The 15,632-nt window shown below is 51.0% G+C and carries 11 protein-coding genes and 2 tRNA genes; 12 read left to right on the forward strand and 1 reads right to left on the reverse strand.

The features are described from left to right. From KKH67_08955 to nth, 3 genes are all read left to right on the forward strand, one after another. Positions 1–1,590 carry a Gldg family protein gene (locus KKH67_08955; protein ID MBU1319310.1) on the forward strand — a complete coding sequence of 530 codons (1,590 nt, stop codon included), beginning with the start codon at positions 1–3 and terminating at the stop codon, positions 1,588–1,590. Further along, on the forward strand, positions 1,590–2,534 hold the full coding sequence (locus tag KKH67_08960) for a DUF4340 domain-containing protein (protein MBU1319311.1): 945 nt from the start codon (positions 1,590–1,592) through the stop codon (positions 2,532–2,534). Before KKH67_08955 ends, KKH67_08960 begins: the two co-directional genes overlap by 1 nt. Positions 2,535–2,725: 191 nt before the next feature. Next, complete coding sequence (gene nth / locus KKH67_08965) at positions 2,726–3,364, forward strand: endonuclease III (protein ID MBU1319312.1); 639 nt, start codon at positions 2,726–2,728, stop codon at positions 3,362–3,364. A 4-nt stretch (positions 3,365–3,368) separates the two neighbouring features. Here nth and amrB read toward each other — a convergent pair whose 3' ends face one another. After that, the gene (gene amrB / locus KKH67_08970; GenBank protein ID MBU1319313.1) at positions 3,369–4,850 is read right to left on the reverse strand and encodes an AmmeMemoRadiSam system protein B; all 1,482 of its coding nucleotides are present in this window, start codon (positions 4,848–4,850) and stop codon (positions 3,369–3,371) included. A gap of 75 nt (positions 4,851–4,925) precedes the next feature. Between amrB and KKH67_08975 the strand changes: the two genes are divergently transcribed. From KKH67_08975 to KKH67_09015, 9 genes are all read left to right on the forward strand, one after another. Beyond that, positions 4,926–5,822, forward strand: coding sequence for a DUF362 domain-containing protein (locus KKH67_08975; GenBank protein MBU1319314.1), 897 nt, complete (start codon positions 4,926–4,928; stop codon positions 5,820–5,822). A gap of 4 nt (positions 5,823–5,826) precedes the next feature. Further along, the gene (gene amrS / locus KKH67_08980) at positions 5,827–6,966 is read left to right on the forward strand and encodes an AmmeMemoRadiSam system radical SAM enzyme (protein ID MBU1319315.1); all 1,140 of its coding nucleotides are present in this window, start codon (positions 5,827–5,829) and stop codon (positions 6,964–6,966) included. Positions 6,967–7,063: 97 nt separating this feature from the next. Next, entirely contained in the window at positions 7,064–9,271 is a 2,208-nt protein-coding gene (locus KKH67_08985) for a hypothetical protein (protein ID MBU1319316.1), read from the forward strand. Between the two features lie 129 nt (positions 9,272–9,400). Next, complete coding sequence (locus KKH67_08990; GenBank protein ID MBU1319317.1) at positions 9,401–10,735, forward strand: TolC family protein; 1,335 nt, start codon at positions 9,401–9,403, stop codon at positions 10,733–10,735. 11 nt (positions 10,736–10,746) lie between these two features. Continuing rightward, positions 10,747–11,829 (forward strand): efflux RND transporter periplasmic adaptor subunit, encoded by a 1,083-nt coding sequence (locus KKH67_08995; protein MBU1319318.1) that lies wholly within the window; start codon positions 10,747–10,749, stop codon positions 11,827–11,829. A 13-nt stretch (positions 11,830–11,842) separates the two neighbouring features. Next, positions 11,843–14,971, forward strand: a complete 3,129-nt coding sequence (locus KKH67_09000; protein MBU1319319.1) for an efflux RND transporter permease subunit — start codon at positions 11,843–11,845, stop codon at positions 14,969–14,971. A gap of 141 nt (positions 14,972–15,112) precedes the next feature. Beyond that, positions 15,113–15,185 (forward strand) — tRNA-Gly (locus KKH67_09005). A gap of 223 nt (positions 15,186–15,408) precedes the next feature. Then, positions 15,409–15,484, forward strand: a tRNA-Thr gene (locus tag KKH67_09010). Between the two features lie 48 nt (positions 15,485–15,532). Then, a partial coding sequence (locus KKH67_09015; protein MBU1319320.1) for an elongation factor Tu occupies positions 15,533–15,632 on the forward strand: 100 nt, incomplete at its 3' end.

A 15,632-nucleotide genomic window follows, 5' to 3' on the forward strand; every position in this document is an offset into this window, starting at 1 on the left:
ATGGCTACGGGAGTTAAGAAAGGCGCGACCGCGAGCACGACGATAATCATCGTTGTTGGGTGCCTGGTTTTCGCGAATCTGATTTCAGTCAATCTGTTCACGCGCGCGGATCTGACGGACAGCGGAATATACTCACTGTCAGAAGCCTCGAAAGAGCTGGTCCACAATCTTACGGACCGTGTTGTCATTAAATGCTACTTCACCGAGGATCTGCCGCCGCCCTATAACCAGAACGCTCGTTACCTCAAGGATCAGCTTGCGGAATATCGCGCATATTCCGGCGGCAAGCTTCAGGTCGAGTTTGTCGATCCCGCTCAGACTGACAGGGAGCAGGAAGCTCAGCAATATCGTATACCTCCGGTTCAGGTGAACGCCTACGAGAGCGACCGTCTTGAGATCAAGAAGGTCTATATGGGAATGGTCTTCCTGTATGAAGACCGGACAGAGGTGTTGCCGGTGCTTCAATCGACTGCCGGGCTCGAATACGAGATTTCTCGCACTATCCGCAAAATTACATCGGCTTCGATGCCTCGGATCGCATTTGTCACAGGTCATGGGGAGTCAGACTTGCAGCAGACTCTCAAGAATATTAATCAGGTTTTGTCCCGAGAGTATATCATCACTCCGCTTGACCTGGCGAATCAAACTGAAATACAGAGCAATATCGACGCCGTTCTGATTGTGTCGCCTAAGGCGGCATTCAGCGAGTGGGAGCTGTTTCTTCTCGACCAATACCTGATGAAGGGGGGCAAGGTCGGATTCTTCATCGATAAATTCAATTGCGATATACAGAACAATAGCTCGACTCCTATTTCAACCGGACTGGGTGACCTGCTCAGAAAGTATGGCGTAGGAATCAACGATGACCTGGTCTTGGATGCACTATGTGCGAGGATAGGGGTGCAGCAGCAGACTGGGTTCTTCCGCATCCAGAACCAGGTGGAGTTTAGATATTTCCCGCGCGTCACCGATTTTCAAGAGGAGAATGTGATCGTAAAGGGCTTCGACGGCCTCACGTTCACATTCATCAGTTCGCTTGACACTGCCGTCGCCGTTCCACAGGGTGTTCAGAGAGAGATTCTTGCCTGGTCATCCGAGCTGTCTGCAGCAGAAAAGGATCCATTCAATTTCGATCCGTTCAGAGAGTTTGGACGCGCCGATCTTGACCGTCAGCACATTCCGCTTGTCGCGGCTATGACGGGGCAATTCCCGAGCTATTTCTCTGGTATGGGGATACCGATGTATACCGGGACCGATACAACGTTTAATCCTGCGACAGTCGTGAAAGTTGACTCATCGATGACCACAAGAATGATCGTCGTTGGTGATGGCGATTTTGCTGAGGATCGAAATATGAGTTCGCAGAGCAATCTGGTCTTCTTCATGAACGTCGTCGACTGGCTATCTCAGGACGAAGGCCTCATTTCGATTCGATCCAAGCAGGTCGCGAGCCGTCCGCTCGATGAGATTTCCAGCGGTTGGAAACGCGTTATCAAGTATTCCAATATCCTGGCCATGCCAATTCTGGTGATCATGTTTGGCGTGATTCGGTGGCGGATTCGCAAATCGAACAAGAAGAGGCGACTCTGATGAAGAAGCAGTATCTCTCGATACTTATTCTTATCGTTTTGGTTGCGGCGTACTTCGCGGTGCAGCACCGGGAAACATCAATCATTGGTCCAAAAGGCTCTTCAGAGTTTCTCGACATCGATACTGCGACAGTAAACAAGATTTCCATGCGAAGACTCGGAGCCGCGGTGACTTTGACGCGGGCGGCGGGCATCTGGTATGTCGCACGGGATGAGAATGCGTATAAGGCGGATGCAAGTGCCATAAACCAGATTGTGACTGCGATTGCGGATGTTCAGGTAGGTAATGTGATCTCCGACAATCCTGGCAATCAGATCAAATTCCAGGTTGATACACTGACTGGCTCGACGGTCGAGCTGTACTCCGGAGACAGGTTGGTTGCGGGGTTGGTCGTCGGGAAGATGTCGAGTGACTTTGGGCACACATATGTGCGAAGGATAGGGAGTGAAAACGTCTACCTTGCAACGGGGATGTTGACGCACCAATTCACCAGAGCACCGGACGACTGGCGAGATCATACGGTCATTGAGGTTCCTCAGGATGACGTCGTCTCGATAGAAATCAAGTCTGGAAAAGAGCATTATCAGGTAGTTCGAAGCGACTCAATATGGCAGTTATCGAGATTCCCATTCAGCGAAACAATTGATGGCGATCAGGACAGGATTGGTAGGCTATTGAGCACGGTCTGTCAGCTTGATGCGAGCGGCTTCGCAACCCCCTACGATACAACAGAGTATGATTTTGCCGATGTGCAGTCGATCTGGTCGATCACTTTAAGTGATGGTTCAGCTACGCTGCTCGAAGCCGCTGTTCCGATAGGGGATAGCAAACGGCATTTTATGAGAGTTTCGGGCGACGAAACGATATTTATATTGCCTGATAACGTTTGGAGTGAGATCGCGAAAAGTATCGATGATCTCCTTCCAGACGAAAAAAACAGTTGACAAGTTCGTCTCCATTTTGTATTGATGCTAAAGCCCTTCATACACAGCCCTCTTATCAGGCGGTCGGTGAATCATAGATTTCCGACCGCTATTGTTTTTGCCACGCTTAATATTGAGTATACACGAGTCACTGTTTCTACCCACTATAGTCACTCGTCCTATCGATCAGTCAATCTGCTCGATGGGTCGGCATGGAATCGCTACTTTCCATCATGAAGAAGATCATTTCGCTCTTAAAGAAAAACTACGCACAGGCATGTTGCACGTTGCAGCATGCATCGCCGCTTACGTTGCTGATATCTACCATACTATCAGCGCAGGCAACCGACAAATCGGTCAATGCGGTCACCCCTGACTTGTTCAGGAGATTCCCCGATGCAGAGTCTTTTGCCAAGGCGCGGCTGGCATCAATTGAAAAGATTATCAAGCCGCTGGGACTGTACAAAAACAAGGCAAAGTCTATACGCAACTGTTGCAGAATACTACTCGATGAATTCGGTGGTGAAGTCCCGCGCACGATGGCTGAGCTTGTACGCCTACCGGGTGTCGGGCGCAAGACTGCGAATGTTGTTCTCGGGAATGCGTTCGGAATCGAAGAAGGGATTTGCGTTGACACTCATGTCGGAAGGCTTTCTCGAAGGATCGGACTTTCCGAGTCGAAAGACCCTGCAGATGTAGAGCAAGACTTGATGAAGAAGGTGCCAAGACCAGACTGGACAATCATTTCACACTTGTTGATTGCGCATGGTCGCGCGGTTTGTGACGCGCGAAAACCTGACTGCGAGAACTGCTTCCTGAAGAAGCCATGCCCAAGGAAAGGCGTGGAGTAACAGCCTAATCCCCCCCAAACACAAACGCGGTGAATTTCTGAATTTGGGCGCCCGTTTTCCAGGCGTCGGTGGGAAGGCCCGCCTTGCGGCATGTCTGTGCGAGAAATGTCTCACGGTCCCATCCGTAGTCTGTTGCAACCTGCGGAAGGAGCAACCCGCGCCGTCCCATGTGCGAGATCATCAACCCGTCGCGTCCAACTGTAATATCGTTCACGTCCTCGACATCCACTAACGGAGTCAAGACCGATATCTCCAGATCGATCTTGTCGAGTTCTTGCTTTGACAAGGGATTGAAACGGGGGTCGCGCAATGCTGCGCTGACTGCACATTCCGATACGCACTCTTTTAGTGGCACAATTGCCTCGGTATACCCGATGCAACCCCGCAACTGCCCATTAATTGTGATAGTCACAAACGCCGCCCCCGGCTCGGCCAGTTTCCCGGAGAGATTGTCGAGCGCCGGTCTGTCGCCGTTGTTCACTGCAGCCTCTATTGACTGACGCGCAAGTTTCAACAGTGCGTGTTGCTCAGACTTGCTCAGATACTCTTCTGTCTCATTCTTTTCTGACTTCTGAGGCTTTGTTTCCACTTCGTCCTCCCTGTATATCACAGCCGAGACATAACCGACAACACTTGTGGGATCGCCTGAAGATGTTCCCGAATCGTCGTACTTGAGAATTCTCACACCGGTCAGTCCAAGCCTCTCACAGGCGATCAGCACTGCCGCAGTCGGCCCACCGCCGCACATCTTGGCGGCGTCGGTCTGTAATTTCGACGCCAGCGTTTCGCCCTTCATATTCTGTATCAACGAAATGCAGTAATTATCATATTGCTCAGCTGTTTCGCGTGGATAATAATGTGAGAGATCAGTCGAAACTACAAGCAGGATGTCATCGCGACCACGGAGCACATTTGATAGCGCATCGGCCAGCGCTTTGATCGTAGTCTCAGACTGATATCCCATCTCGATGGGCACGATCTTGAATCTACCGAGTACTCGCTGCAGGAACGGCACCTGAACCTCGATCGAATGCTCCTGGCGATGTTCTTCTGTGCCGGGATATATGGCGCTGCTCTCGTTGCAGAGTCTGTCTGCCAGTTCTGCGTCTATCTCGACGTCGCCGAGCGGCGTACGCCACTTTCCCTCATTATATACGGCGCATCCGTCGAAGCCAACCCTGTGGGATGGTCCAATGATTATGATTGTCGAGTAGTCGAGACCCTTTAATAATTTGTAGCCGTATGCGGCGGTCGGTCCGGAATATATGTAACCCGCATGAGGCGAAATCAACGCAGCGGGACGACCGACATCTGACGGCACGGTGGCGAGTGCGATCATCGAATCGACAGTACTTGCCAACACAGCAGGATTGCCCGGATAGAATACGCCGGCGAATTGGGGGATTCGAATGCTGCCGGCGAACAAACACCCGACGAAAATCAGCAGAATAGCTGCCGCAATTTCAGAAGACCATCCAAATTTCATTTGTTCGAGCTGTCCAAAGCGTATAATATAGAGTAAGAGTGTTATACCAATGTCTATGGAAATATCTGTAATCACATGTCAAAAAGCAAGGTAGTTCTGGTCAAGTCGAAATCGCTCAGTTCAGGAGGAGCTGGCGATCAACGTATCTTGGGGACAATGCTCTCCAAAGGGCTCTCCGTTTTGTATGACGGGATAGATTCTGTGGACGCATGGAGAAAGCTCAGCGATTCTACCGGCAGGGTTGGGATGAAGACGAATTGTGTATCCGGAAGGAACATGTCAACTTCAGTCGAATTGGCGACGGCTCTTGCGGAAAAGCTTGTCGCTGCAGGAAAGGCGGAGCGTGACATAATCATTTGGGATAGGCAGAACAGAGAACTCGAATCGGCCGGATACTCCCTGAATTATGCCAAGAATGGTGTCAGATGTTTTGGAACAGATACGCGCGATGTCGGGTATGCAAGCTCTTTTCACACGAATGGCAAGGTTGCCAGCATGGTGACAAACATCCTCGAAATTGAGTGTGATCATCTGATTAATGTTCCGATCCTCAAGGATCACTCTCTGGCGGGCGTATCGGGTGCGATGAAAAATCTTTACGGCGCAATTCACAATCCGAACAAGTATCATGACAACAATTGCGATCCGTATGTAGCCGAATTGAGTGCGCTGCCGATTATCAGGAGCAAATCGTCACTCATCGTGACCGATATGACGCGTGTGCAGTATCACGGTGGACCCGGATTCAGGGGCTCGTATGTTGTGAAGTATGGAGCGGTGATTATGTCGTTTGATGCTGTTGCAATTGATGCTATCGGAGGGACGATCCTCGACCGGCTTCGCATTGAGAACGACATGCATACTCTGGCGGAGTCCGGTCGGCCGGCAAAGTGGCTCATCACTGCGGAGATGCTCGGTCTCGGCAACTCCGATCCTGCAAATATCGAACTGATTGTGATTGAGGTCGATTGATTCCATGAGACGGAGATCATTCATCAAGAGAGTAGGCGCGACAGCGGGTCTGATGTGTGCCGGAGGCCATATCTGCGATGTGATCTGTGGTTCACTGGAAAATGCGTACGCATTCGGTTATACAGACTCTCTTTCTGACGTCGAAGCGCGGTATTATAAGAAATTGGAAGAAGATATTATCCAGTGCCAACTCTGTCCGCGCGAGTGCACGGTATCTGATGTTGAACGGGGGTTCTGCGGAGTGCGCGAGAATCAGAAAGGCGTTTACAAGACGCTCGTCTACAACCGCGCCTGTTCAATGAACATTGACCCTATCGAGAAGAAGCCTCTGTTCCATTTTCGGCCCGGTACGACTGCGTTCTCCATAGCCACTGCCGGATGCAACGTTAACTGCAAGTTCTGCCAGAACTGGAATATCTCGCAGGTTAGGCCGGAGCAAGTGCAGAATATCGAATTGACATCTGACGAGATAGCCGCCGAGTGCATCGAGCGAAATATCCCGACCGTGGCGTACACTTACTCCGAGCCGGTGATCTTCTACGAGTATATGTACGATACCGCCGTCAGGACGCGCCGGGACAAGATCAGGAATGTCGTCATTACCGGCGGGTATATCAATGAGAAACCGCTGCTTGAGTTGCTGGAGGTCGTGGACGCGGTCAAGGTCGATCTCAAGTCGTTCTCAGAACAGTATTATAAAGATATCGTGAATGGTGAGCTGAAGCCGGTTCTCGAAAGCATAAAGCTGATTCACAAGAACGGAAAATGGCTGGAGCTTGTCTATCTTGTCGTGCCAACTCTCAATGACTCAGATGAAGAATTTCGCAATCTATGTCGCTGGGTCAGGGACGAATTGTCGCCCGATGTCCCGATTCACTTCACTCGATTTCATCCGACATATCTGATGACGAACCTTCCGCCTACACCGGTTGAGACGCTCGAGCGTGCATTCGCCATCGCTCAAGACGAAGGTTTGAACTTTCCATATGTCGGCAATGTGCCGGGCAATAAGGGCGAGAATACTCGCTGTCCGAAGTGCGGTGATGTCGTGATTGAGCGGCACGGGTTCCTGATTCGCAAGAACAATCTCAAAGCTGGAAAATGCGGAGTGTGCGGTGCCGCTATACCGGGTGTCTGGGACTGAGCTTTCCTCTTTCGCTTTGACGTTAATCCTGCTATAATCTCAGTTAATGAGACCATTATCCCGTTCTACTGAATTCGTATTTGTAGGAATTGCCTCGGTGGCTCTGCAGGTGGTCTTCCTGCGCATGCTTGTCGGGCTTCTTGGCAGTTCTGAAATCCTCTATGCCATAATCATAACAATCTGGCTTGTCGAGACAGGCCTCTGGAGCCTCATTGCCGAGTGGATCGCCGGAAGATCGGTTTCTGCCGCGAACTCCGTATTGATCGCTGCGTATTTGAGCATTTGCGCCATCGTTCCTCTCTATCAACTGCTACCGGCAATAAAGGGTTCTCTCTTTTCGAGCTACGGAGCTGTGCCTCTGTCGGAGTGTGGCTTGTTCTGCATGCTTGCGTTGATTCTGCCGACAACATATCCCGGTGCTGCGTTCGCGCTGATCTACTTTGCGAAGAACCGAAGCAGAGAGTGTATATCTGTCGGTCGGGCGTATTATCTCGATTCACTGGGATTTGCGATCGCAGGCCTGCTTCTTGCATTGCTGTTTGCGATTATTGGAAGAGACTTATCACTGCTGATCTTGATTGGCGGAGTTGGTCTGATCGCATGTGCGATCATGCGACTGAAACGCTCTCTCGCAATTGTAGCGGCAGCCATCGGTTGTCTTGCGTTACTTTACTCGGTATATGATTTTGGCAATGCAACGTCGCTCTGGCTCGCAGGCAGGTCTTCACCTGAAAGAAGCGCCGAATCGTACATTTCCATCCGGGAGATCGATCGACAGATGCCGCAGTTCATCGCGCTGAGCCCATACGGACGTATCGTGTTCAGGCAGGACAGACTGGGCGGGTACCTCTACTATAATTCTGAGCTTGTCTGCACTGAACCTGATCCCGAGACCAGTGAGGAGATTGTCATTCCGCTGGCCATGTGCGAGCATCGCAAAGCTATCTGTGTGATCGGAAACTCGTGTGATGGGAAAGCGCTCTTTGCCCTGAATGATCCGTCTGTCAGCGTAACTCAAGTTGAACCTGACCCGGTATTGTATGGCTTGTTGAGACAACGACTTGATGCGATGAGCTTAAGCGATGACATTGTCGCCAGAATGCATCCGGTGCACGGCGATCCCGTTGATTTTCTTGTCGGGACGCAGGAGTCGTTTGATCTGATTCTGCTCAACTATTCCGATCCGTCCGGCATCGCTCACAGTAATCTCTTCACCAGCGAGTTCTTTGAGTTGGTGCGATCACGTCTGACAAGAGGGGGTGTGATCGCTTTTTCCGCAAAGTGCGGTGAGAATTTCATTCAGCCGGAGAGGCTCGAGTATCTCAAGAATCTCTGTGTGACTCTTGCCGGGGTTTTCCCCCACGTTCAGATTCTCCCGGGTGAGGATGCGATTCTGATTGGAGGCATGGAGCTGAGCCGAATCACGTCAGATCCGTTCGAGATTCTTGCGAATCTTTCTGAGTATCAAAACGATTTGCAATATTACGGAGAGGCATATTTACCGGATCGCTTCTCTGAATTCAGAGTCGAGAAACTGCAGAGATCTCTGGCATCAGTAGAGGGAAGAGCGCTGTCGGTAGCCAAGCCTGCCCAGTTTCTGCTGAATGCGACACTGGAGATGGATAAGTTCGGCGGAATAGACTCCGGAATCCTGCGGGGGCTCAGGTCGCTGCCCGCAATAGTACTGATGGTTGTTGTGATCCTGCCAATGTTGGCGTTTGCGGCGGTGGCAACGCTGCGCAGCCGCAAAATAAACCCGTATCTGCCGGCCTTCTATGCCGGCTGGTTCGGGCTGTCGTTCGAGCTTCTGCTTATCGTTGTCTATCAGTCGGTCGCGGGCAACCTCTATTCACGGCTCGGGATGCTTGCGGGACTGTTCGTGGGTGGAGTAGCCGTTGGTGCGTGGATAGGCAGCAGGATCACGATGGCGGATCAGCCCGGTGTGCGATATCTCAAGATTGCAGTGCTTGCCGGTCTCTTTCTCTCGCTTGCGGCAGCCTTTGCGACTTCCGGCATGCTGGCGCGGTTCGAACAACGCACTACCCTGGAAATGTTGATCCTGGCGCTGTCGGCAGTCGCTGGAATAGTCCCCGGCTGTGTTTTTAATCTGTCTGTGGGAATGAACTCTCAGGAAGGCAGAGACGCCTCTCCCGGCAGATTCTATGCGGCAGACTTATACGGCTCAGCCTTGGGGGGACTGGCTACATCGCTTTTGATACTCCCGCTTCTGGGGATTCAGACTGGATTCGTAGTCATCTCATCGATATCTCTACTTGTTTTGGTCTATCTGCAATTTAGAACCTGACATCGCTCCGCAAGGGCGCGCTTATCAAGAAAGAAACATACTACAATATCCTTCTCTTAGTAATTGACAAATTATCGATCTCGTGTATCATTGTTCGATAATATGATATTGCGTATTTCAATAGCTGTAATGATCGCTCTCATCGCCTTCGGCACGTTGAGGGCAGAGTCGCAGAAACTCTCCCTTGATAAGGCGGTCAGGATCGCACTCAAGGAAAACTACGATCTGAAATCGAAGTCTCACGATCTCAATGCGCGCCGCTGGGGACTTCGCGGAGCAGTGACACAGTTCTTTCCCCGTGTCACTTTCGGTACATCAGCGAGCAGGGTGGATGAGACCACGAATCAAATTCAAAATGCGCCGCTGGAGTTTTTCAGGGAATTTGTGCCGGGCATCACGTTGATTCCCCGAAACTCATATTCTTCTGATCTTACTCTAACTCAGCCTATCTATAATGGCGGATCATTGTGGGCTAATCTGTCTGTAGCCAGGAGCAGCATGAAAGCCAGCCGACATGCATACGTCGAAGCTCGATTAAACACTATCCTTGATACGAAACGCGCATACTTCAATGTGTTGAGGGGAGAGGATCTTCTGGAGATATGGCAGCAGTCGGCGGAACTTGCCAATGAGTATCTCAGGAGCGCAAATGTGAAGCATTCGCTTGGAATGATATCGAACGTGGAAGCATTGAGGTGGGAACTGCAGCTTGCAGAGAACATGACACATTTGATTCAGGCCGAGAATGATCTCGCACTCGCCTGGATTGAGTTTCACCGGACGATTGGTTCTGAGCCGGGTGTGGAGTATGATCTTGAGAAGATGTCCGAAGACGATATATCAGAACTGCTCGATTCGGCGAAGATCCATCTTATCGGGGACTTCCGGGAGCAATCTGCAGAATACGAAACCGAGGCACTTGCGAACTCTCCCGCCATGGGGTCCGTACATGCGTCCACCGCAGTCAGGCGTGCACTCTATCGTCAGAAATACTCTCTCTTTCAACCCAGCATCAACTTCAGTTATAGCTATATGTGGGAGACTGATGATGACATAGCTCTCGACGGCATAGAAACATGGCGAGCAAGTGTTGTCCTGAGTTTTCCAGTCTTCTCCAGCTTCGGCGATTATGCATCACTTAAGGAATCCCGTGAGGACTTGAAGAGCGGAGAGGCGGCGGAGCGAGAATTCGAGCGAACACTTCTGCTTAAGGTCGCAGCAACAGCCGCAAGAATGCGGACTGCATTTCAGCAAGTTGAGGCTGCGAGGATCAGCAGGGATATTTCTCGCGAGAATCTCAAAGCTGTGGAGAATAGATTCGAACAGGGATTAATTGACAATCTGAATCTCATTGATGCTCAAATTGCCCGAACGCGCTCAGAAGCTCAGTATGTGTCGGCAGTATATGATTATATGACAGCTGAGGCGGAGTTAGACAAGCTGCTCGGGCGCCAGTTATACTGAGGATGAATAATATGAGACAAATGTTGCAGTATCTTCTCTTGATAGCAATCGCACTGTTGTTGTTGTCGTGTGCGGGGGACAGTGATAGCGAGATCGACGTAAATGTTGAAACCACTGCGGTGCCTGTCGAAATAGCAATTGTGCAAGCCAGTGATGTGCAAGAGGAGATTGATGCCACAGGTGTGGTGCGAGCGCATTATGATGCTAATGTCAGCGCGGAAACATTCGGCAGAGTCTTGCGGATTGTCAACGATGTGGGAAGCAAAGTCGCTGCCGGTGATGATGTTATTGAACTCGACGACAGAACTCAGAGACTTGATGTTCAAAAGAGCAGAGCTCAGCTTGACATTGCTGCGGCATCCGACGCCAAGATGCAGAGCGACCTCATCCGAATGGAGAAGCTCTATCTCACCAAAGACATTTCAGAGTCGGAGATCGAGCAGGCTCGCCTGCTGGCAACGACAACTCGCGGAGAGCATGAGCTTACGAAGGCCGTGCTCGGACTTGCCGAGAAAGCTCTGGCTGACACAAGAGTCTCGGCTCCTTTTGGCGGTGAAATCACGGCGATATACGCCGATGTGGGAGAGATGGTCGCCGCCGGACAGATCGCGTTCACCATAGTGCAGATCGACACGCTGGAAATCCATTTCGATGTCCCGGCAGCAGATATAAGCAGCTTGGCTGTCGGGCAGCCAGCCGTTGTTACTGTTCCTGCTTTTCCGGGCAATCTGTTTCACGGCATTGTCAAATCAATTGCCATCAAGGCATCAGAGTCGACTCGGACATATCCAGTTGAAGTGCTGCTGGCGAACAGCAGCAACGGAATCAGACCCGGTATGTTGGCAGATGTCGGTATCACCACAGGTCGTCAGGAGGGCGTTATCGTAGTGCCGGCCAGTGCGGTCCTGCGGCGAAACGGCAAGACGGTCGTTTTAGTGGACGTGAACTCCACGGCTAAGTCGAAAGCAGTCACCGTGTCATCAGAGCGTGGGGCAGAAGTCGTCATCTCATCCGGCCTTGCAGCCGGTGATAGACTGATAGTTATCGGACAGAACAGCCTTCAGGACGGCTCAGCTATTGTTGTCACAGATTGAATGAAGTTCCCTGATGAAGAAGATTTCTGATTTTGCGGTCGATAACCCGGTCCTCGTAAACCTCATAATGATCGGTATCATTGCGATTGGGGCTTTGTGGGCGCTGCCGCAAATGCCTCGCGAGCTGATGCCGAACATGTCGCTCAATTGGGCATTTGTCGTCGTTCCCTATCCCGGCGTCTCGCCGGAGGAAATCGAACAATACATTACCATCCCGCTGGAAGACGAAATCGAGGGAGTCGATAGGATCGAGAGTCTGACTTCGACGTCATCTGAAGGTTTGTCGCAGGTGTCGGCGAAGTTCGAGACAATGTCTGACGATGACTTCGACAAGCGATTTCAAGATCTGGAATCTACGGTCAATTCCATGCGTGATCTTCCGGAAGACGCCGAGGATCCGATTCTAATCGATTTTGGCACCGAGGAATTCATTCCGATGGTGTCTGTCGTAGTCTCTGGAGACATTCCCGAACCGGAGATGAAAAGTCTCGCCGAAGACCTCCGCGATATAATCGAAGACATTGAAGGTATCTCACAAGCAGCGATCTACGGGGTCCGAGATCGCGAAATTTGGGTAGAGGTCAATTCGTCGAGGCTCGAGTTCTACAATCTGTCGCTTGGGCATATAGTCACCGCACTGGCCTCACAGAATGTCTCTATACCGGGTGGGCAGATTGATATTGATCGAGAAGAGTATCTTCTGCGCACGATAGGCCAGTTCGAATCGATAGATCAGATCAGAAACGTTGTGATCTCATCTACGCCGGATGGCGGCATTGTACGGTTGTCGGATGTCGCCCAGGCTACCGACACTTTTGAGAGACGCAGGACTACTTCCCGCTTCAACGGTGATGTTTCGATGACAATCTCTTTGTCGAAAAAACCGAAGGGGAATACGATCGCGCTGATCGAAGAGGTAAGAAAGACAGTGGATGATTTCAGGCGGAGTTTGCCTGAAGGTGTCTCGCTCTCTGTCACCGGTGATACGGGTATCCTGATTGACGAGGTTCTGACAGCGCTTTCCAATAATGCCTATTTCGGTCTGGTACTGGTTATCATACTGCTCACTATTGTAATGGGCTGGCGCAATTCACTCTTCGCGGCAATCGGAATCCCGGTCTCTTTCCTTGCAACGTTCATCTTCCTGTGGCTGAGCGGCGAGTCGCTTAACGGCAATTCGCTGTTCGGGCTTGTTCTTGTGCTCGGTGTTATCGTCGATGATGCGATTATCGTGATAGAGAACAGCTATCGATACATGCAACTCGGTTACAGTCCGCACCAGGCAGCGAAGATCGGGACCGCAGAAGTCGTCGGCCCCGTATTTTCCGCGACTCTTACGACAATCGCGGCTTTCCTGCCTTTGATGTTTGTGCCTGGTATAATCGGCAAGTTCATGAGGATTGTCCCAATAGTTGTCAGCCTCGCTTTGGCCGCCTCTTTGTTTGAAGCATTCGTCATTCTCCCATCTCATATCGCCGAATGGAGCCCGAAGAAATTGCTACGCGTCAGAAAGAGATACAATCGACGGATCAGAAAATTCCGGCTTCGCTATGTCAGAATTCTCAAATTCAGTCTCAAGCATCGATACGCGGCCATATCTTCTGTTGTTGTGATGTTTCTCCTTGCCGGGACATTCATGTTCATCGTCACGGGAGTCGAGTTGTTTCGTGAGGATGAAATGGACGTAATGCAAGTATGGGTCACAATGCCACCCGGCACCAGAATCGAGGCGACCGACGAAGTCATCAAGAAGATCGAGCGGTTGGCGTGGAAGTTGCCTGAAGGAGAGGTCGAATCGGTCATAGGAAATGCAGGGGTTATGCAAACCGACAAGGAATGGGTGAGCAGAAGTTATGTCGGGCAGCTAATGATTAACCTCAAGAACAAGAAAGATCGCCAGTTCACCGGACCCGAACTCCGTGAGATGATGGAGCGGATCATTGCGCCGGAAGTCGCGGGTATAGAGGACATCACTGTAGTCACGATCAGCACCGGGCCTCCCGTAGGGGCGCCCATAGAGTTCAAGGTCAAAGGAAAGTACTTCGATCGACTCGAAGAGCTTGCGATGGAACTCCAGGACTCGCTGGCTGCCGTTCCGGGGGTATATGGGATTTTCGACGATTACCAGCCGGGGAAACGGGAATTGCAGGTTGATGTCGACATCGAACGCTCCGCCATGCTCGGACTTGATGTGAGAACTGTTGCTGCGGCAGTCGGGACAGCATTCGAAGGTGCGGTGGCGACTGTTTACCGTGACGGGGATGAGGAAGTAGATGTGATGGTTAAGTTCGATGAGGAGAGCCGTGGGAAAGTCGATGACATAGAGAATATGAAGATACTGAATCGCTTAGGCAGCTTGGTAACATTCAAGGATGTTGCTCGACTCTCGACGAAACAGGGTTTGGCTGATATCCACCGTTTCAACGGAGAGAGAGCGATCACAATTTCAGCCGAGTTGGACAAGTCCGAGAGCACGATCGATGCAGCGGTGGCGAAAGTCGCTCAAGCATTTCAGTCAGTTTCACTCAAATACCCCGGTTATCGAATCGATTTTGGCGGTGAGTTCAAGGAGTTTGAAACGGCTTTTGATAACATAACTATGCTGTTCATGGTTGGGATGATCCTCATATATGCGATATTGGGAGCTCAGTTCAAATCTTTTGCACAACCACTGATCATAATGTTCACGATCCCGTTCGCATTTATCGGCGCCGCTCTCGGACTTTTTGTGACAGGTAATCCATTCTCTATCACGACTATGTACGGGATTGTGGCGCTTGCTGGAATAGTCGTCAACGACTCCCTGGTCCTGATAAGCTTTGTCAATCGGCGCAGAGAATTGGGGGCACGAAGGCTCCGGGCGATCATGAAAGGTGGCTTGATCCGTCTGCGGCCGATTGTACTCACTTCGATTACGACAATATTCGGGCTTCTGCCCATGACACTCGGATTTGGAGGCAAATCTCTTGTCTGGTCGCCGCTTGCGAACACTATTGTGTGGGGGCTGACCGTTGCAACCGGCATGACTCTCTTCATTATACCAGCCCTTTATCTGATAGTCAGCGATATCTCCCGATATCTCGGTCTTTCGCGTTTCAAATCTGATATCACAGAGAAATCACTTCTGCGAAAGCCATCCTAACGGCATGTTTCGCTTTACCTTCTGAGCCAATCGAATGCGGACATCTGTTGAAAATGGGAGGGACGTTAACCGCATTGTTTGCAGCCGCTTGAAGAAAGAGACTTGACAGACAGAGCAGAGGAGCTTATTTTCGGGTTCCATGCGGGAGTAGCTCAGTTGGTAGAGCATTAGCCTTCCAAGCTAATGGTCGCGGGTTCGAACCCCGTCTCCCGCTTTTTTTCGGGGAAGGAGGAGTTTCGGCAGAACGAGACCTCGCCGGAAGCAATGCCAAAGTCAGCAGAAATAGCCGATTGGTCCTACTTTTCCCGCTGGCTCCACTGGCCGCTGGCCCAAAAGTGAAAAAACCTCTTGACAAAGGCTTCCGGCTCTTTAAATTACTGGCTTACTTTGGGCGTGTGTCCATTTTTTTGTGTGATGTCTCATGACTGGAGGCGGATGCCCACGTAGCTCAGTTGGTAGAGCACTTCCTTGGTAAGGACGAGGTCACCAGTTCAATCCTGGTCGTGGGCTCCATAGATCGGAAGAAAAGAGTTACGTTTATATCGGGAGGGATGGCCATAGATGGCTAAGGAAAAATTTAAGAGGACGAAGCCGCATGTCAACGTCGGGACGATAGGTCATGTAGATCACGGCAAGACGACGTTGACGGCAGCGATCACGA

This window comes from Candidatus Zixiibacteriota bacterium, from assembly GCA_018820315.1.
Classification (GTDB): domain Bacteria; phylum Zixibacteria; class MSB-5A5; order JAABVY01; family JAHJOQ01; genus JAHJOQ01.